17 protein-coding genes are annotated in these 18,284 nt (G+C 52.6%); 12 read left to right on the top strand and 5 right to left on the bottom strand.

All coding sequences use genetic code 11. The features are described 5' to 3' along the window. Positions 1-54: 54 nt before the first annotated feature. On the bottom strand, positions 55-873 hold the full coding sequence (locus POG22_RS18715) for a sulfotransferase family protein (RefSeq protein WP_498906775.1): 819 nt from the start codon (positions 871-873) through the stop codon (positions 55-57). 226 nt (positions 874-1,099) lie between these two features. Here POG22_RS18715 and ndhL point away from each other — a divergent pair, with 226 nt between their 5' ends. The 3 genes from ndhL to trpA are packed head-to-tail and all read left to right on the top strand — an operon-like array spanning position 1,100 to position 2,492. Beyond that, complete coding sequence (ndhL, locus tag POG22_RS18710) at positions 1,100-1,324, top strand: NAD(P)H-quinone oxidoreductase subunit L (protein ID WP_063716875.1); 225 nt, start codon at positions 1,100-1,102, stop codon at positions 1,322-1,324. Positions 1,325-1,334: 10 nt separating this feature from the next. Beyond that, a complete protein-coding gene (locus POG22_RS18705) occupies positions 1,335-1,655 on the top strand; it encodes a DUF3007 family protein (protein WP_063716872.1) in 321 nt (106 codons plus the stop codon). A 42-nt stretch (positions 1,656-1,697) separates the two neighbouring features. Next, positions 1,698-2,492 carry a tryptophan synthase subunit alpha gene (trpA, locus tag POG22_RS18700; RefSeq protein ID WP_063716873.1) on the top strand — a complete coding sequence of 265 codons (795 nt, stop codon included), beginning with the start codon at positions 1,698-1,700 and terminating at the stop codon, positions 2,490-2,492. A 122-nt stretch (positions 2,493-2,614) separates the two neighbouring features. On the opposite strand, the gene POG22_RS18695 is transcribed toward trpA, so the two are convergent. Continuing rightward, positions 2,615-3,589: a GAF domain-containing protein gene (locus tag POG22_RS18695; protein ID WP_498906774.1), complete on the bottom strand. Its 975-nt coding sequence runs from the start codon at positions 3,587-3,589 to the stop codon at positions 2,615-2,617. A 204-nt stretch (positions 3,590-3,793) separates the two neighbouring features. Between POG22_RS18695 and purB the strand changes: the two genes are divergently transcribed. Both purB and POG22_RS18685 read left to right on the top strand, forming a co-directional pair. Beyond that, entirely contained in the window at positions 3,794-5,092 is a 1,299-nt protein-coding gene (gene purB / locus POG22_RS18690) for an adenylosuccinate lyase (protein WP_498906784.1), read from the top strand. 637 nt (positions 5,093-5,729) lie between these two features. Beyond that, positions 5,730-6,635, top strand: coding sequence for an XDD3 family exosortase-dependent surface protein (locus POG22_RS18685; RefSeq protein WP_498906773.1), 906 nt, complete (start codon positions 5,730-5,732; stop codon positions 6,633-6,635). Positions 6,636-6,715: 80 nt separating this feature from the next. Here POG22_RS18685 and POG22_RS18680 read toward each other — a convergent pair whose 3' ends face one another. Beyond that, positions 6,716-7,567 carry a DUF928 domain-containing protein gene (locus POG22_RS18680; RefSeq protein WP_498906772.1) on the bottom strand — a complete coding sequence of 284 codons (852 nt, stop codon included), beginning with the start codon at positions 7,565-7,567 and terminating at the stop codon, positions 6,716-6,718. Then, complete coding sequence (gene mutS / locus POG22_RS18675) at positions 7,551-10,307, bottom strand: DNA mismatch repair protein MutS (protein WP_498906771.1); 2,757 nt, start codon at positions 10,305-10,307, stop codon at positions 7,551-7,553. The genes POG22_RS18680 and mutS overlap by 17 nt, the downstream gene beginning before the upstream one ends. Before the next feature lie 378 nt (positions 10,308-10,685). Between mutS and POG22_RS18670 the strand changes: the two genes are divergently transcribed. The 6 genes from POG22_RS18670 (at position 10,686) to POG22_RS18645 (ending at position 15,696) form a co-directional block, all read left to right on the top strand. Beyond that, complete coding sequence (locus tag POG22_RS18670) at positions 10,686-12,113, top strand: calcium-binding protein (protein ID WP_498906770.1); 1,428 nt, start codon at positions 10,686-10,688, stop codon at positions 12,111-12,113. A 315-nt stretch (positions 12,114-12,428) separates the two neighbouring features. Further along, entirely contained in the window at positions 12,429-12,620 is a 192-nt protein-coding gene (locus POG22_RS18665; protein ID WP_063719258.1) for a ferredoxin, read from the top strand. A gap of 194 nt (positions 12,621-12,814) precedes the next feature. After that, on the top strand, positions 12,815-13,249 hold the full coding sequence (locus tag POG22_RS18660; protein WP_498906769.1) for a hypothetical protein: 435 nt from the start codon (positions 12,815-12,817) through the stop codon (positions 13,247-13,249). Positions 13,250-13,287: 38 nt separating this feature from the next. After that, complete coding sequence (locus POG22_RS18655) at positions 13,288-13,626, top strand: alpha/beta hydrolase family protein (RefSeq protein ID WP_498906783.1); 339 nt, start codon at positions 13,288-13,290, stop codon at positions 13,624-13,626. Positions 13,627-13,782: 156 nt separating this feature from the next. Beyond that, entirely contained in the window at positions 13,783-14,859 is a 1,077-nt protein-coding gene (locus POG22_RS18650) for a formylglycine-generating enzyme family protein (RefSeq protein WP_063719255.1), read from the top strand. A 33-nt stretch (positions 14,860-14,892) separates the two neighbouring features. After that, positions 14,893-15,696: a formylglycine-generating enzyme family protein gene (locus POG22_RS18645; protein WP_223307751.1), complete on the top strand. Its 804-nt coding sequence runs from the start codon at positions 14,893-14,895 to the stop codon at positions 15,694-15,696. Here POG22_RS18645 and POG22_RS18640 read toward each other — a convergent pair. Further along, positions 15,693-16,640, bottom strand: coding sequence for a formylglycine-generating enzyme family protein (locus POG22_RS18640; RefSeq protein ID WP_498906768.1), 948 nt, complete (start codon positions 16,638-16,640; stop codon positions 15,693-15,695). The genes POG22_RS18645 and POG22_RS18640 overlap by 4 nt on opposite strands. Before the next feature lie 397 nt (positions 16,641-17,037). Here POG22_RS18640 and POG22_RS18635 point away from each other — a divergent pair, with 397 nt between their 5' ends. Next, positions 17,038-18,108, top strand: coding sequence for a DUF3616 domain-containing protein (locus tag POG22_RS18635; RefSeq protein ID WP_498906767.1), 1,071 nt, complete (start codon positions 17,038-17,040; stop codon positions 18,106-18,108). Positions 18,109-18,284: the final 176 nt, after the last annotated feature.

Raw genomic sequence — 18,284 nt, 5'->3', positions numbered from 1 at the left:
GATGGCGGTACTTGGAAATTAGGCGATCGCCCGTTACCCGACTGTGAACGTCTCTCAACTCGTGCGGTAATTATATCCGTAGAACGGCTCGAGGCGGTTTTCTAATTCCGTTTCGATATAAGCAATGTCTTCCTCGTCCAAGTGGTCTCGATACCCACCCGCACGACCTTTACGTGTTTTATAAGACTCTCGATCTTCAGGATTTCTTGCTCGCAAAATTCGATACGTCCCTTCTTTTTCGAGCTTCCTCATGTTCTCGAAGTCAGCATCGTTTGCTGCTTCTTCTAAATTTTTGCGAGCAACTTTGACGCCCAAAAACTCCATAAGGCGATCGAGCTGGGCGGGCATATCCGCTTTCATATCTTCGTAGCGAACGATCGTGAATTCTTTGGGAACGTCCCGATGAGCGTACCAGGAATTATAAAAATGAATCACCTCATCGAGATAATCTGTATTTTTGATAAAGTCTTTAATAGTATCCGTGTGCTGTCGATATTCCGACTTGAGAAAATCTCCGCGTTTTTTTGAGCCGAAATAGTTCGACACGAGAACGTCTCTGGGATCGCGCACGAGGACGATAACCAATTTGTCTCGATAAAAATCGGGCGATCCGAACGTCTCGTGGAGGGGTTTCACCTTTGGAATCGCTGGATGTTTTTTCCCGAAAGTATATACGTCGAAAGGATTCACTTCCTCGAATCCAAATTCGCGTTGAAACGATCGCCCCATCGCGAATCTCAACCAAGTTCGACCGCAACTCGGCATCGAAATTAACAAACCATCTGCATTTTGACGTTGTTGTTCGTGCGTTTCTTCAAAAGCGTGGCTCAAACCGGGCAAACGTTGGATGAGTTTTTTAAGTCGAGCTTTCATCGCGATCCAGCGTTAAAGAAGGTCGCCCCCAGTGTAGCTCGCTCTCCAGGTTTCCGCCCGTTTTCGATCGCACGGGCTTTTGCGGCGTACCCAACCGGCCGGTTCGCCCCCGCAGTCCGAGCGATCGCCGTTCGGACTTTCCGACTTCCGACTTACGGTAAAATCGAAACCAGTCGTGGGACTTATTCCCATGCTATCGGCGTATTCGATTTATCGTGACAGCTTTATGACCTCGACCACGATCGCTCTACTGCTCTATGCGGCCCTAGCCGGAACTTACCTGTTGGTCGTTCCCTTGGCACTGTACTTCTATCTCAAAAACCGTTGGTACACCGCCGGATCGCTCGAACGGTGGTTCCTCTACTTTCTCGTCTTTATGTTCTTTCCCGGTATGATTCTCGTCGGGTTGTTCTTAAACTTCCGTCCCCAAAAACGCCAGCTCAACGCCTGATACGAAACCTATGCGGCGCATCGACGTTATCGGCATTGGAATTGGTATTTTCATCGCAGGCGGCGCGTTCTACGTCCTGCTCGACCGCGTGGGGTTAGACAGTCTCAACGCGGGGATTTGGAGTCAAGTGCTGCTCGTCGGCGGACTGATCGGGTGGGTCGCCACCTATCTCTTCCGGTTCGCCACGAAAAAAATGACCTATCACCAGCAACTCCAAGACTATACCGACGCCGTTCTGCAAAAACGTTGGGAAAAAATGACGGACGAAGAACGCCAAGCCTTGTTGTCTGAATTAAACGACGCTCCCGACGCTCCTCAACGCGATCCCTAAACGCTCCCAAATCCCAAAAAATAGAATCAGTTACGTATACGTATGAAATCGGTTTCAGACTGCTTTTCCGCACTGCGCCAACAGGGGCAGTGCGCTTTAATTCCCTTTATTACGGCCGGCGATCCGGATCTCGATACGACAGCCAAAGCCCTCAAGGTTCTCGATCGCAGCGGAGCAGACATTATCGAACTCGGCGTTCCCTACTCCGATCCCCTCGCCGACGGTCCTGCCATCCAAGCAGCAGCCACTCGCGCCCTCAGTCGCGGCGTCCGTCTCGATAACGTCTTGGAGATGGTGAAGCAGATCGGCGGGGAACTCTCAGCGCCCATCGTTCTGTTTTCGTACTATAACCCCATCCTCCATCGCGGCCTCGACACCTTTTTACAGCAGGTGGCCGCGGCCGGGGTTAAAGGTCTCGTAATCCCAGATTTACCTCTCGAAGAAGCCGAAAACCTCATCGTTCGCAGTCGGGAGATGGGCATCGAACTGGTGTTACTCGTGGCACCGACGAGTCCGAAAGAGCGGATCGTCGCGATCGCCGAACGTTCTCAAGGCTTTATCTACCTCGTCAGCGTTACTGGAGTCACGGGAACGCGAACTCAAGTCAGTTCTCGGGTCAAAGACTTGCTGGTGGAACTGCGAGCGGTTACAGACAAACCCATCGGTGTCGGCTTTGGAATTTCTCAACCCGAACACGCCCGTCAGGTCAAGGATTGGGGCGCTGACGCCGCGATCGTCGGCAGTGCCTTCGTCAACCGACTGGCCTCGGGATCGTCAGATGAAGGACTCGCAAAAATCGAGCAGTTTTGTCGAAGTCTCAAAGCCGCTATTTCTTAAGGGAAGAGGGAACAGTCACCAGTCACCAGTCACCAGTCACCAGTGAAGACAGCGAACAGATAACTGTTTCTCCCTCTCTCCCCTTCTCCCCTTCTCCCCCTCTCCCCTTCTCCCCTTCTCCCTTACGGCACTAACCGCACCGTTCCGACGATGGCGGGTTTGCCGTAAAACTTCGTGCGATTGCCTTCAATGTCGAGGTCGATGGGATCGTTGTATTTCGTGCGGCCTCGAAACGTGCTAGAAAAGCCTTTTTGACGGTCGCGGAAGCAGCGATCGACCGCCTCGAACAGCCGAGTTTCTGTTTGGGAATCGACCAAATCGAACATCGAATTGAGGGCGACGAGTTCCTCTAAGGAATAGTCGAAAATTTCGGCAAATCGAGGATTGGCGTAAAGAAACTTACCGTTGGCGGTGACGATGTAGATTCCAGTCAAGGTGAGGTCTTCTCGCGATGAAGTTCCCTCAGCCGCCATAGGAGACGAACTCCGAACGGGTGAAGACGGTATCGTCGTTGCTTCTGATAGGGCGATTTGCAGGCTGATGTTATCGAGAACGAGGGCGACGACCGACGCGAGATGTTGGACGAAGCGGACGATGGGTTGGGTGTTGAAATGACCCGGTCGAGAGTGCATGAGGGTCAACACGCCCAACACCCGTTTTCCTTTGAGAATCGGAAAACACAAGGCCGATCGCACGTGGTAGGGTTCTGATGGTAGCGTGACCCAGCGTTCGTCGGTACGGGTGTCTTCGATGAGTCCTACTTGTCGGTGTCGGATCGCCCACCCTGCCAAGCCTTTATCGACGACTTCGCCGATGAGATTGCGTTTTAACTCGCGCATCGTCGCCCCTCGAGCGAGAATACTGTCGATAACGACGCCGTCTTCGTTGAGGAGAAAAATACTGCTTTCTTCGGCGTCGGTTAGGCGATCGAACAGTTGTATGACTTCGAGTAACATCGATTTGAGCATCAGATGTCCTGTCGCCGCTTGTTGGGTGGCGTTAGCACTCGAAATCAGTCGTCGCTGTACGTTTAAGACGGTTTGGAGCGATTCGATTTCGGCGATACAGTCTTCTTTCGAGCGATCGTGGTAGTCCATCTCACACCTTGACTTCGTAGGTCTGCACCGGAAACTGCCCGAGTTTAGCCTTTGCGAGCGAGGAGTAACGAGATATTCTCGACTACTCACAGTTTAAGGCTAACCGTCATCTTCCCCTTCAATACAAATTTATCTGAAGGGCGATCGGGCCGGAGTTTGGCGTCCGTACTACAATATTACGGTTGTATTTGCATTGGATGGCGGATGGCGATCGAACGTTATACTCTGCCCGAAATGGGCGATCTCTGGACCGATCGGTATAAGTTGCAAACTTGGTTGCAGGTCGAAATTGCCGTGTGTGAAGCTCAAGCGGAATTGGGCTATATTCCCACCGAAGCGGTTGAGGAAATTAAAGCTAAGGCGAATTTCGACCCCGATCGCGTTCTGGAAATTGAGGCCGAAGTCCGCCACGACGCGATCGCGTTTTTAACGAACGTTAACGAGTACGTCGGCGAGGCCGGCCGCTACATTCACTTGGGAATGACCAGTTCTGATATGCTGGATACGGCGCTGGCGTTGCAATTGGTGGCCAGTCTCGACGTTCTCCTCAAACGCCTCGAAGATGCCATTGTTGCGATTCGCTATCAAGCTCAACAACACCGCAATACGGTGATGGTGGGTCGCTCTCACGGGATTCACGCCGAACCGATTACGTTTGGGTTCAAGCTGGCGGGGTGGTTGGCGGAGATGCTGCGCCATCGCGATCGCTTGGTCAATTTACGCAAGTATATTGCGGTCGGGAAAATTTCTGGGGCGGTGGGAACTTACGCGAATATCGACCCCCGCGTTGAAGCCTTAGCCTGTCAGAAGTTGGGCTTAGAGCCGGATATGGCATCGACTCAGGTAATCTCGCGCGATCGCCACGCGGAGTTCGTGCAGCATTTGGCGCTGTTGACGGCCTCTCTCGAACGGTTCGCCGTCGAAATTCGCAACCTCCAACGCACTGACGTTTTAGAAGTCGAAGAGTATTTCTCGAAGGGTCAAAAAGGCTCCTCGGCGATGCCCCACAAGCGAAATCCGATTCGTTCGGAACGGATTTCGGGGTTGGCGAGAGTGGTACGCGGAAACGCGATCGCCGCTTTGGAAAACGTGGCGTTGTGGCACGAGCGGGATATTTCTCACAGTTCTGTCGAACGCACGATCCTGCCCGATTCTTGCATCGTAACGCATTTCATGTTGCAGGAGTTCGCGGATTTAGTCAAACACTTGTTAGTCTATCCCGACAACATGGTTCGCAACATGAACCTCTACGGCGGCGTGATTTTCAGCCAACGGGTGTTGTTGGCGTTGGTGAATAAAGGCTTGACGCGAGAAGATGCTTACGCGATCGTTCAGTCTTGCGCTCACCAGGCGTGGAACCAGCCCAACGGCGATTTTCGCAAGTTAATTACGGGCGATCCCCGCGTGATGGAACATCTCTCTCCTGAAGAAGTCGATGACTGTTTCGATCCGCAGCATCATTTGAAAAATTTGGATGAAGTGTACCAGCGCTTGAACATTTAAGGCGAAACCTTGGCACTCCCCCAGTTTCGGCGACAACCCCGGTATCTCTGAGATGCTGGGGTTGTTTTGTCCGAGCGATCGCGGATCGGCTTTCGCCAGAGCGTTCACCGATATAGCAGTACGACGTCGTTTGCGGATTGTTTTCAGGATAGATCGTTACGGAATGGGGTTTTCAGCCGATCTGTTTCCGCAAACCATTTAGGATTGCTATATCACGAGAAGCCCGTGACTGGAGCAGTTATAGCTAGATTTCATATCAAATAAAATTGCTGTTTCGTCTATAGCAGCATTATTGGAGTTGTGAACGCCCTCAGTAGTTGGGATCGCTATGTTACGGTACTTTTAGATTACAGAATTTCACGAATCAATTGGGCTGGCTATATCCGTAAAAATTCGGAAATCCAAAATCACCACAGTTGCAAATCATATTTTTTTGCGTATTTATTCGGAAAATTTATTTTGAATAACAAAGTTGATTAAAGTCAATCTTTAAAGACAAGCCCTTTTTTTTAAGAGTTCAACAAGCTGGGAACTTTGCTATTGAGTTTTCTTCGCGGGTCGGGCAAGCTGGACATAGACAAATAATTCTTGTCTTTTATTTTTTTTTAACCTCGAACAAGCCAGGATTACCCGACCCATGAAACTCGTCACAAAAACTTCTCTCTTCACTACCAGCGTTGTCTTATCTTCCCTCAGCGTGGGCATTGCACCGGCTACTGCTGGCACGATGCACAACGGTTGGAACTACACCATCGACTCGTTTAACGATGGTTACGATCTAGGAACCATCGGCGAAAATAGTAACTTTGAATTCTATGGTTTGGCATTAACTGAAGTTAACGATCGAGTGTATGTTGGCATCAATTCCAACCTGTCTTTAGCCGGTGCGTCTTCCAACCATGCCAACGACGGTCATATCGGCTACGGCGATTTATTCTTTAACTTTTCGGGAGATAACGCCCAGCAAACCCAGGCTGACAGCAACTTCTTCGCCGTTCGCTTCACCGGCTACAGCGACTCTGGCGCTCCCGAACTCGGCGTCTATACCAATGTCACCGGACGCAACGTCGCTAAAGCCAACAGTGGCTTCAAGCATCTCAAACACCATCGCAACAGCGTTGGTAACAAAGGCGGTAGCGCCTCCCTCGGCGATCTGAACCAGTACGGCGAAGCCGACGCCTACTTCGGCAACGGCTACGATAACAACTACAAATTGCCCAACTCGATCGCTTCGGGTACGAAAGTCGGCGATATCGCCATGCTTGACAGCACAGCTTTGGGCGCAGCGGGCTTAGATTTCGGTCATTTTGGCGCTAGCGGTGACTATACCTTTGGCTTCAGCTTCGATCGCTCGCTGTTACCGGACGGCGACTTCATGGCGCACTTGTTCGCAGAATGCATCAACGACGGCATGGTCATGGCTGGAAACTTCGCACCAGTTGAAGAACCCTCTACCGAAAGCGTTCCCGAACCGACTTCGGCGTTGGCGTTGTTAGTCGTCGGTGGTTTGGGTCTTCTCAAACGTCGCGAACAAACCGCTTGAGTTCGACTGTTTTTCCGAACACCTCAATTTCAGTCAGGAACCCGGTATCTCGAGGATATTGGGTTTCTTGTTTTGGCAACTCAGCGATCGCCCGATAGCGACTCGTCTGCAACTTCGTTTAACCCCACCGACTCCAACAACTCTCGCCAAGCCGCATCGACTGCTGGCGTGGGATCGTCTCGGCGCAGTTCGGCTAGAGTGGCGAGGGCGTCGTACCAAACTCCTGTTTCTGCATAGAGTTCCTGGCGTTGTAGGGATGTCGCGCTCGCGAGGGTGGCGGCGAACCGATCGCTCGGATTCAACCGCTTGACCCAGGCTTCGACCCAAATATCGGGACCGTAACGGGTGGGGCGCTCCGCGTCGCAAATGACGCGCACGAACCAGGTATAATTTCCCTCGACTCGTAACGGTTCGATGGTGTTGCCAGCTTCGTCTTGGGAGGGAAGCGTCAAGGCTAAGATACCGGCTTCCTCGGGCGCGTCGACGGTGGTGGCGTACAGGTCGCGATCGCTGACATCAGTTCCCGATTCGGTTTCGCTAAACTCCCACTCTGTCACGACGAATTCGATCGCCGCCGTATCGGGAAGTTCGGGAACGTAGACGAAAAATGTCGGATAGCCTTGCAACGTGATCCCGAAATCGTTTTCGGGAACTAGAGGCGTTAGCGGCGTTGAGGTCTCCTCGAGATCTAAGTCGCACGCCCCTCGCGTCACGTCTAACAGGGTTTCGTCGGGCGGTTGGAAATCTCCCGGTTCGAGCAGCCGCGTACCCGCCCCCTCTAAGCGTCCGGGGGTGCCGCGATCGGGCGGTTGAAACTCCTCAGCCCGCGCCAGTAAGATCGAGAGGTCGATCGCCACTCCGACCGTCACGAGAGCAGACAGCGATCGCCTGCCCCATGTCAGCCACGTTTTCAAATCAGTTAAATTCGTCATTGGACTCCGCCCGTACTTCGGTAGGGCTTCTCCTGAATTCGTCAGCGAAAATGTCCAATTGTTCGGCAAACGGGGGGTCGCCGACGCGATAGCTTCCGTTTGCTTCGTCGACTTTGCTTTTGGACGCGCCTTTTCGCAAGCCTACCGCGATTTTGCTGTGTTTTTCGATCTGTCTCATCACCTGTCGGGCGCGATCGATCACCGAGGAGGGCAACCCCGCCAAGCGTCCGGCTTCGATTCCGTAAGAGCGATCGGCACCGCCGGGACGAACTTGGTGCAAAAATACGATCTCGTTGGGAAGTTCCTTCACTGTCACCTGATAGTTGGCGATATTGGGTAAAATCGACGCCAGTTCGTTGAGTTCGTGGTAGTGGGTGGCGAAAATCGTGCGCGATCGCACGTCTGCGGCCAAATGTTCCGCCACCGCCCAAGCAATAGACAGTCCGTCGAACGTGGCGGTTCCCCGTCCGATTTCGTCGAGCAAAACTAAGGAGTTAGACGTGGCGTGATTGAGAATGTTCGCCGTTTCGTTCATTTCCACCATAAAGGTGGACTGTCCCGTGGCTAAATCGTCCACTGCGCCGACGCGGGTAAAAATGCGATCGCAAATTCCCAAGGTCGCGGCGTCGGCGGGAACGAAACTCCCCGTTTGTGCCATCAACTGGATCAGCCCCACCTGACGCAGATAACAACTTTTGCCGCTGGCGTTGGGGCCGGTGAGGATAATTGAATCCGGCCGGTTTTCTGTCTCCTCACATCCTAAATATGCGGAGTTGGGAACGAAAAATCCGGGCGGAAGCGACTGTTCTACGACGGGGTGACGGCCGTTTTCGATAGTAATTTCTCGCGATTCGATGACCTGTGGGCGACAATATCCCTGTTCTGTCGCCAGTTCCGCCCACCCACACAGTACGTCCAGCGCCGCTACCGCTCGCGCCACGTGTCTGATTAAGTCGGCCTGTTCGCCCACTTCCGATCGCAACTGTACGAACTGTTCGTATTCGAGGCGATTGAGATCTTCTTGGGCGGTGAGAATGCGGGCTTCTCGCTCTTTGAGATCGGGGGTGATGTAGCGTTCTTCGTTGGTGAGGGTTTGTTTGCGGATGTAGTTTGGCGGGGCGAGATCGCTTTTCGATCGCGGAATGCTGATGTAGTAGCCGAAGGTTTTGTTAAACCCGACTTTCAGGTTTGAGATTTCCGTGCGTTCCCGTTCGCTGGTTTCTAAGTTGGCGATCCATTGGCGATCGCCCCCTACCATTTCCCGCATTTCGTCGAGTTGCGGGTTGACTCCCGGTCGAATCAGGTTTCCGTCCTTCAAGTGTAGCGGCGGCGATTCGACCAGGTGGGCGTGGAGTTTGCGCCCCAAGGCTTCTAACTCTGGCGAAACCTTTTGTACGGCGACGAGATAGGGAGATTTGCCTTTTTCGGCCAGTTCCGCCAGTTCGGGGAGTTTGACGATCGAATCGGCGATCGCCACCAAATCTCGGGCGTTGGCGGTTCCCGATCCGGCTCTCCCGGTGAGTCGTTCGAGATCGTAAATTTGACGAAGTAAGTATTGTAAATCCTGGCGTAAGGTGGGGTTGCCCACCAGTTCTTCGAGGGTATCTTGTCTGGCCCGGATACCCCGAACGCTCAGCAGGGGTTGTAACAGCCAGCGACGCAACGCCCGCGATCCCATCGCCGTTCGGGTTTTGTCTAACGCCCAGAGTAACGAGCCGTAGCGGGTTCCGTCCCGCACCGTTTCGAGGATTTCCAGGTTGCGGCGGGTTTGGGAATCGAGAACTAGGTAATCGGCGATCGCGTAGGTTTTGAGCGGTTGCAGGGGAATCGTCCGAGATTCTAGATTTGACCCGCTGCGTCGATCGGTAAAGTCCTGCTCGAAGGTATTTTCTAAGTATTCCAGCAAACCCCCGGCGGCGCGAACCGCTAAAGGCAGGCGATCGCATCCCAAGCCTTCGAGCGATCGGAGTTTAAACCGTTGTAACAGGCGTTGTTTGCTCTCAGCGGAACTAAAGGGCTGTTGTGGCCGCAACGAGTAACAAAACTGTGTCGGGAGTTCGGCGGGTAACTCGTCGGAGGATTCGCCGGGACGAACGAGACTCCCCGGATTGGGGGCGTTGGTGGGAATCAAAACTTCTGACGGTTGCAGTCGCAGCAATTCTTGCGCCAGTTGTTCGAGATGCTGCGCTTGGGTGGTGTAAAACTCCCCCGTAGAAATGTCTGTATAGGCCAAGCCCCAATTGTTTTTAACGATGACGATCGCCGCCAAAAAGTTGTTGCGAGTGGCGTTGAGCATTCCGTCTTCGATGACGGTTCCGGGGGTGATAATCCGCGTGATTTGTCGTTCCACCATGCGCCGTTCCGAGGCTGCTGTCGCCGCGTCTTCGATTTGGTCGCACACCACCACGGCGAAGCCTTTTTCGACTAACATGGCGGCGTAGCGATCGAGGGCGTGGTGCGGCACTCCCGTCATGGGAACCCGTCCGACGTTTTTGCCGCTATCTTTACTGGTGAGAACGAGTTCTAGTTCCCGCGAGACGGTGATGGCATCTTGAAAAAAGCACTCGAAGAAGTCGCCGACGCGATACAGCACCACTGCGTTGGGGTGTTCTTCTTTCGTGTTGACGTAATGTTGCATCATCGGCGTGAGGTCTTCCCGATTCACGTGCCGATAGTCTGCGTTGGGGATTTGGCTGTCGTCGGGTCTTCTTCGGGGATCGGGGCGCGCGGATGCACTCATCGAGTCTCTTCGGCTGGCAATAACGGAACAAGTCTCTAGTTTAATGGGTCGTTCGGGTCGCGGCCGAGAGTTCTCAATGTTTCTCTAAGTTTGTGGGTGAGTCTGTGGGGGCGGCGATCGACATGGCAGGAGTGCGATCGTCTAAACCAGGCTCGATCGAAACCTTAAGAATTGTGCGATCGACTGACACAAAACAGGAGGAGCGATCGAGCGTACAAACCCCGAAAACATCCCACGCTTAGCGTCAAAAAGTGGATGTTACCACATCCCCCTCGGTTTCCCTTGAGGTGAATTTTTGTGAAATTTTCGGCGTAAATCCGTAAAAATCGCCATATTTTCGCGAGAAAACCGTGAGACTTATTCAGGAGACCCACCATCATGGTTCTCAGTATTTCAACCCAAGCCGGATTTGACTTCGGAATTGCCACCAACGGCAACGATATCATCGACTTCGCGCAACTCCCCAGCGGTGAAATCGCGCAGTTACAGGGTTCGCCTTCAACAGATGCGATCGTTCTCCTCGGCGGAAACGATATCGCCGTAGACGACGCCGCCGGACGCATCTATTTCGGTAATGCTGGGGATGACGTCATCAACGGCGGCGGCGGTGCTGACACTTTAGCCGGGGGACAAAACAACGATCGCCTCGAGGGGGGAACGGAAAACGATCTGCTGTTTGGCAACTTAGGAAGCGACAACCTCCTCGGTGGCGACGGAGACGACACGATTTTAGGCGGTCAGGATAACGACATTCTCTTGGGAGAAGGCGGAAACGACGTTTTAGGTGGAGAACGCGGCTTCGACACCCTCACGGGTGGCACGGGTTCAGACCAATTTATCCTGGCGTCTTCGGGGGTGCAGGGAACTGATGTCGTGACGGATTTCCAAGATGGGGTCGATAAAGTTCGTCTTCCCGATGGCGTTTCGTTTGCGAATTTGCAAATTCAAGCATCGAGTACTTCGACGCTGATTTTCCTCAACGGCGCACAGTTGATGACGCTAAGTAACGTCGCGTCTTCTCTGATTGGTAGCGACGATTTTGTTGGCGGTTCTTCAACGCCACCGCCTTCAGGCGATCCGGGTAACTCTCCTGGGGATGCTCTCAACTTGGGTGTTTTAACGGGAACGCAGATTTTAAATGATTTTGTCGGAAGTGTGGATCGCAATGATTTCTATCGCTTTGAGGTGACACAGCCCAGTGATATTAATTATCTCATTGATGGTCTAAGCGACACCGTCGATTCTCAAATTATTCTCGATCGCAATAATAATGGAGAAGTAGATTCAGGGGAATCAATCTCCGATACCTGGTCTTCCAGTAGTTCGATTTCAAATGATATCACGTTAGGTGTAGGAACCTACTTTTTGAGGATTTTTACACCTGGAGATCGTGATAACACATCTTATTCACTAACCCTAAGTCAAGAGGCTCGAAATATTACTACGCCAAGCGATCCGGGAAACAATCTAAATACAGCTTTAAATCTTGGCGTTCTTGGAGGCGATCTTCTATTAAATGATTTTTCTGGAAGTGTCGATCGTGATGATTTCTATCGTTTTGAACTGGTAGAAACATCTGATGTTTCCTACTTTGTTGATGGTTTAAGCGATACTATCGACTCCCAAATTATTTTCGATAGTAACAATAATGGGGAAGTTGATTCAGGGGAATCAATCTCTGACACCTGGTCTTCCAGTAGTTCGATTTCAAATGATATCACGTTAGGTGCAGGAACCTACTTTTTGAGGATTTTTACACCTGGAGATCGTGATAATACAGCTTATTCTCTGAGGCTTTCTGTATAATTCGTTTGGTTTTGCCGAGTAGGGTGCGTTCGCAGGCTAGAAAATGTTGCAGAATTCAAGCAAATGGGCTTCCCGCGTCAACACCAACCCCCATTTCTCGGTTGGGCGCGGTGCGTGACGCGGTAATGTTACTTTTGCGGATTTTTCCAACCTTTTCCGCCCCCGTCACGGCACCCTACGACGGTATTTGTCCAGAATTTTTAATTATATCATGTTTTTGTGTTATATGCGCAAATATTTTTATCGCTATACAGTTTTATAAAAATATACTCGAATTTTGGTATCATCGAGAACGGTCATAAATGAGGAGAACACATGGCTAGAGCAGTTTACGTTGACAAAGAAGATTGCACGAGCTGTATGCAGTGCGCCAGTAGCTTGCCCGAAGTCTTCCAAATGGACGACGAGAACCTGGCTGAAGTGCATGACTCCACAGGCGCCGACGAAGACGACATCCAAAACGAGATCGATTCTTGCCCCGGAATGTGCATTCACTGGAAAGACTAGGCGCGATCGGGCGATCGTCGCGTCGTCTTAAGATCGCCACGTCAATAGCCGAGAACCCTGGTTTCGCGGGAGAAACTGGGGTTCGGTCGTTTGCAGGGGGCGTGCGGTGAGCTACCATCGGAACAGCGAGGCAACTCCGCGCCGTAAGACGGCGCAAGGAAACGCGTATCCACAGAAACGATGAGGTGATGTCCATGAACCGTTGGACGGGTTTAACAAGTGCGATCGGTATCGCCGTCGCAGCAACGCTCGGACTGTCTCCAGCAAGCTTGGCTCAACTAAGCGATCGCGAAGCCACCGTTCCGGGGGTCGAAACTCGACGCCTGCGGACACTAACCATTCCCGAAGCGTTCGATCGCGCCTACTTCGAACACGATCGCGACTTTTTTACCAACCGCAGCATCGAACGTCAGTTGGAATGGCTGCTCTTTTCGTGGACGGAAAACGAAATCGCCCGCGATGGCGAACTCGTGTACGAAGTGTACCGAGACGTGATGACTCAGCAGATAACTAACGATCCCTACCTTCGTACTCCCGATCTGATTAATCCCTACAACACGAGTCTCGACACCCTCAACCGGACTGGAGGAAATCCCCCCGTTCGCGGTAGCGAATTTATCTTCGACTAACCCTCGTCCGAAGTGAGATCGAGTGAGAAACACACGTTATCGTTTTTCTAGGGACGTCAGTAGTCACGTCCCTAGAAAACGCACCTCGATCGCCGATTCATTTTACCGATCGCCTGTCCTGTCCGGCGATCTTTTTCCACGGGTTAGAAGATACAGTGGTTCCGCCGAGTCAAGCCGAACAGATGGTGGAGGCGTTGCGGGAGAAAGGTTTACCGGTGGCTTACGTTCCCTTTGAGGGGGAACGACACGGGTTTCGCCAAGCGGAGACTATCAAACGCGCCTTGGATGCAGAGTTTTACTTCTATTCTCGCGTGTTCGGCTACGAACCAGCCGAGGCGATCGATCCGGTGGAGATTGAAAATTTAGACAACGGGTAAGAAAAGAAAAGGGCGATCGCGTGGGCGTTCGTCCTCATCAGACATCTCCTCAAAGAGACGATATGAGAATTGCCTTAATCTCAACCGTCGATCGCAATTGTGCTATACTTGTAGTATATATACTACAAGTACTGTTAGCGATCGCCACCATTGCGAATGACTCCCGAACTGCTCGCCTTATTTCCTCCCTTAGAAACCTTCGAGTTTGATGAAGGTTACTTTGAGCCTGCGCCCGAACCGGAGATCTCCAGTAGCGAAGAAACTATGGGTCTCCGATCGTTTTACTTTGAAACGGCGCGGTTGGAAATGGTCGATTCAGAAGCTGTCATTCACCGCCGTCCGGGTCGAGCCTTCGAGTTCGTCGAAATCTTACCGAACAATGTCCCGTTAGAAATGGTCGCGATTCCTGGCGGTACGTTCCTCATGGGAGCGCCCGAAGGTGAAGAGCATTCGTCTCGTTATGGTCAGAGTTTTCCTTATCCCCAGCATGAAGTGACCGTGCCAGACTTCTTCCTGGGGAAATATCCCGTGACACAAGCCCAGTGGCGAGCTGTAGCGATGGGACTTCCGAAGATCGATCGAAGTCTCAATTTAGATCCGTCTTGGTTTCCAGGAGACAACTGCCCTGTTACCAATGTCAATTGCTACGAGGCCATGGAGTTTTGCGCTCGTCTCTCACAGGCGACCGGACGCGACTATCGACAATCCTACAAAGCCCGAGGAGATCTGCTTCCCCTAGCTCGTCAAGATGAGTTCCCCTACGGACGTGACTATCGACTCCCCAGCGAAGCCGAATGGGAATACGCTTGCCGCGCCGGAACGACCACTCCGTTCGCCTTTGGAGAAACGATTACGACCGACCTCGCCAACTATAACGGCAAATACATCTATGGCAACGCTCTGAAAGGACGCTATCGCAACAAAATTACTGATGTCGGAAGCTTCCCAGCCAATGCTTTCGGTCTTTACGATATGCACGGCAACGTCGGTGAATGGTGTCTCGATATTTGGCACGACAATTACGAGGGCGCACCCACTGATGGCAGTCCTTTGATTGACGGCAAATTCCCTAAAAAATACATAAAAATTGAAGATTTTCGCCTTGTTCGGGGTGGTTATTGGGCCAGCTTACCAGGGGATTGCCGATCTGCGTTTCGTGAGGCCCATCCTACAGCTTATCAGTCCTACTATTACTACCGTATCGGTTTTCGCGTCTGCTGCTCCGCCGTATAGATTCTGTCGCGATCTTTGAAACTCTCCATCTGAATGATGTACCCAACCACACAATACATCCTCCGTTGCCGCCAGCGCACCGCTCGACAATACCGTGAAGAGTTGAGCGACGGCGTAACCTTGGAAATGGTCTGGATTCCTGGCGGGACGTTCCTCATGGGAGCGCCTGAAGGAGTCGGAAACCACGAAGAACATCCCCAACATGACGTGACTGTCCCAGACTTCTTCCTGGGGAAATATCCCGTGACACAAGCCCAGTGGCAAGCTGTGGCGACTGGGCTTCCCAAGGTCAAATGCGATCTCGAGCCTGACCCTGCATATTTCCAAGGGGACGAACGACCCGTTGAAAGCATCAGTTGGTTTCAAGCCGTCGAATTTTGCCAGCGTTTAGCTCAAAAAACCGGACGACCCTATCGTCTTCCGAGTGAAGCGGAATGGGAATATGCCTGCCGTGCAGAAGCGACAACGCCTTACCACTTCGGCGAAACGATAACTCCAGAAGTGGCCAATTTCAAACGGTTAGATGCAGAAGAAACAACAGTTGCAGGCCGTTACCGCCTTGCGAATGCGTTTGGACTGTACGATATGCACGGTAACGTCTGGGAATGGTGTTACGACCAGTGGCACGGCAGCTACGACGGCGCACCCACTGATGGCAGTCCTTGGATTGACGACGATCGCGATGGGCGAAAATCTCGGGTTCGACGGGGAGGTTCTTGGTTGAATACTCCGTGGGACTGCCGTTCGACCCATCGGGTTCGGCTCGAGCCGGTTTGTCGTTCCTACTACGACGGTTTTCGCCTCTGTTGTTCTGTCCCGCAGATTCATGGGGACTAACCCACTTTCGCCGCTCCACACACCACGCGGAACCCGACGTTATAACTGCGAAACTCGGGGCTGTAGTGAATTCGCGTCGCGGAACGACAGTAACCGGGGAAGAACATCCACGACCCACCCCGTAGCGGCCGCGAGGTTTCGTCGCCGCCACTGACCCAGATGCGACCGTCCGCCGGTGCGCTGTCGTAGCTGTGATGCCACGTATCCGCGCACCACTCCCAAACGTTCCCCACCATGTCATAGAGTCCGAAGGGGTTGGGAAGGAAACTCCCCACGACGGTAGTACGACCGCGAAACCGACCCAGGCGCGTGTTTCCGTAAGGCGTCCGTCCGTCGCAGTTGGCCAGGTTGGTGGTGAGACTGTCCCCGCAGTAAAACGGCGTCGTGGTTCCGCCGCGACAGGCGTACTCCCATTCCGCTTCGCTGGGGAGGCGGTAGAGGCGTCCGGTTTTGAGGGAGAGGCGATCGCAGAATTCGACGGCTTCGTACCAAGAGACGTTTTCCACTGGCCGCGCGTAGCCCTTAAACAGCGAGGGTTTCAGCGGTAACGGACGGTTCACCTTCGGTAACTTGGCGACGGCGTTCCACTGAATTTGCGTGATGGGATATTTGCTGATGTAAAACGGCGCGATCGCCACTTGTCGCTGTCCCCGTTCTCGCGGCGATCGATTCTCTTCCGTTTCTGGCGCACCCATGAGGAAGCGTCCGCCGGGAATCGCCACCGTGTCGAGGGGGGCGTCTTTGGCGAGAACTTCGGTGAAATAGAAGGCTTCGTTGCGTTCTCGGGTCAGTTCCCGTCCGGTTTCGTCGAGTTTGACGGTTTCAAAATCGTAGCGAGACAGACGAAACTCGGGTCGGACGGGGGAAACGAAACCCGCTTGATGAAAGGTGACTGCGTGGTCTGTCGTGAAATCAGTCGGATCTTGATTTCGATTTTCAAACATATGGGTACGCAGTAAACTTTAAATTGGAATTGTTGGCTTTCAATTCGATCGCCCTTCGATTAGAAAACCTGCTCTATGGCGATCGCGCTCTATCTTATCTCGAAACATTACGAATTGTAGCGTTTTTAGCAAAATGGCGCGATCGATGCTCTGTTATTTTTAGTGTCGTATTTGTCGATTGAGTAATTAAGTTAAAGAACGAGCCTATAACGGTTACGTAGAAAGGATTTTGTAGTAATTCTTAAATCACAAAAAAGTAATAAAACCTCTTGACTGCTCGCCGATCGCGGTAAAAGGCGATCGCTTCTCTGAACGTCTCCAATGCCTAACCTCCGAAAGATGACGATCGCCCTCGAGGGGTAATACCCTGAACCTGTCACTTCAACGCAATGTCACCGTGTCTGACCCCTTTCTCCTCAGCCGTATCCTCCTGAAATTCGATCGCGACTCCGACGACCTCATCGGCGAACTGTCCGCCGTGGCCAAAACCCCCGACGGTAGCCTTTGGCTGGGGTCTGACGAACTGACCTCCATCGAACGCCTTTCCCCCCTCGAACCGGGAGTCTACGGCGCACACCAACTGTTTCGTATCGAAGAATTTGTCGAACTCATCGACGACTCGGAAATCGACATCGAAGGCATGGACTACGCCGACGGCTATCTTTGGGTGGTGGGGTCTCACAGCTTCAAGCGCAAGAAACCCAAAGGTAAGAAAACCGAAAAAGACCTCGAACGGCTCTCGGAAATCAAGCGAGACGCCAATCGCAACCTGCTCGTTCGCATTCCCATTCTCCACGGCCAACCTGTCAAATCCTGTGCCACCTCCGACGACGCAGGCGATCGCCTGTTTGCAGCGGCGTTAACCCGAACCGAAGCGAGCAACCTGTTACTCGACACCTTAAAGGAAGACGAGCATCTCGGGCCGTTTGTTGAAATGCAACTGCCCTCAAAAGATAACGGCTTGGATATCGAAGGCTTGGCCGTGCGGGGCGATCGCATCTTTCTCGGCTTGCGCGGCCCCGTTTTGCGCGGTTGGGCGATCGTCATAGAAATCCAAGTCGAAGCCTCCGAAACCGGTCAGTTGACCCTACGGGAGTTAGACGACGGCCGCTGTTACCGCAAGCATTTCGTCGATTTAAACGGATTGGGAATTCGCGAACTCTGCTTTCACGGCGACGATTTAATCGTCCTCGGCGGCCCGACAATGGATCTCGAAGGGGCAATGCAGGTGTTTCGCCTCAAAGACGTTTTAGAACACGATGGCGATACCCTTTGGGACGGAGAATCGGGCATTTTGAAGCTCCTCTTCAACCTGCCGTTTACCATCGGGGCAGACCACGCCGAAGGCTTGACCCTATTTCCCTGTTTCGAGGAAGACGGGTTGATGGTGGTGTACGATTCCCCGCATCCCGAACGGCGTCCGAGCGATCGCGCCATTTTCGCCGATGTCTTTCGGTTGCCAAAGTGAACAGTTTACCCTCAACCCCCAACCCCTTGTCCCGATAGTATCTGTTTAGCGTAACGGCCAAAGTACGACGAAAGGGGGATGGCACAAGCCAGGACAAGTCGCCAAGCTAAAAGAGAAAGAGAAGCCAGTGGGTAAGTGAGCTTGTCTAATCGGAAAAAAGCCAAGGCCGAGCCAGG

Source organism: Geitlerinema sp. CS-897 (genome assembly GCF_028368005.1).
Classification (GTDB): Bacteria; Cyanobacteriota; Cyanobacteriia; order Cyanobacteriales; family Geitlerinemataceae; genus Baaleninema; species Baaleninema simplex.
The sequence above is the reverse complement of the archived record's forward strand: the minus strand, read 5'-3'. Positions and strand labels throughout refer to the sequence as shown.

Excerpts from the sequence above, each read along its gene's own strand:
- POG22_RS18660 (WP_498906769.1), top strand. The coding sequence starts at position 12,815 with ATGAACCGTTGGACGGGTTTAACAAGTGCGATCGGTATCGCCGTCGCA.
- mutS (WP_498906771.1), bottom strand. The coding sequence starts at position 10,307 with ATGAGTGCATCCGCGCGCCCCGATCCCCGAAGAAGACCCGACGACAGC.
- POG22_RS18640 (WP_498906768.1), bottom strand. The coding sequence starts at position 16,640 with ATGTTTGAAAATCGAAATCAAGATCCGACTGATTTCACGACAGACCAC.
- POG22_RS18680 (WP_498906772.1), bottom strand. The coding sequence starts at position 7,567 with ATGACGAATTTAACTGATTTGAAAACGTGGCTGACATGGGGCAGGCGA.
- POG22_RS18665 (WP_063719258.1), top strand. The coding sequence starts at position 12,429 with ATGGCTAGAGCAGTTTACGTTGACAAAGAAGATTGCACGAGCTGTATG.
- POG22_RS18695 (WP_498906774.1), bottom strand. The coding sequence starts at position 3,589 with ATGGACTACCACGATCGCTCGAAAGAAGACTGTATCGCCGAAATCGAA.
- POG22_RS18705 (WP_063716872.1), top strand. The coding sequence starts at position 1,335 with ATGCGGCGCATCGACGTTATCGGCATTGGAATTGGTATTTTCATCGCA.
- POG22_RS18650 (WP_063719255.1), top strand. The coding sequence starts at position 13,783 with ATGACTCCCGAACTGCTCGCCTTATTTCCTCCCTTAGAAACCTTCGAG.
- ndhL (WP_063716875.1), top strand. The coding sequence starts at position 1,100 with ATGACCTCGACCACGATCGCTCTACTGCTCTATGCGGCCCTAGCCGGA.
- POG22_RS18645 (WP_223307751.1), top strand. The coding sequence starts at position 14,893 with ATGATGTACCCAACCACACAATACATCCTCCGTTGCCGCCAGCGCACC.
- purB (WP_498906784.1), top strand. The coding sequence starts at position 3,794 with ATGGCGATCGAACGTTATACTCTGCCCGAAATGGGCGATCTCTGGACC.
- trpA (WP_063716873.1), top strand. The coding sequence starts at position 1,698 with ATGAAATCGGTTTCAGACTGCTTTTCCGCACTGCGCCAACAGGGGCAG.
- POG22_RS18685 (WP_498906773.1), top strand. The coding sequence starts at position 5,730 with ATGAAACTCGTCACAAAAACTTCTCTCTTCACTACCAGCGTTGTCTTA.
- POG22_RS18670 (WP_498906770.1), top strand. The coding sequence starts at position 10,686 with ATGGTTCTCAGTATTTCAACCCAAGCCGGATTTGACTTCGGAATTGCC.
- POG22_RS18715 (WP_498906775.1), bottom strand. The coding sequence starts at position 873 with ATGAAAGCTCGACTTAAAAAACTCATCCAACGTTTGCCCGGTTTGAGC.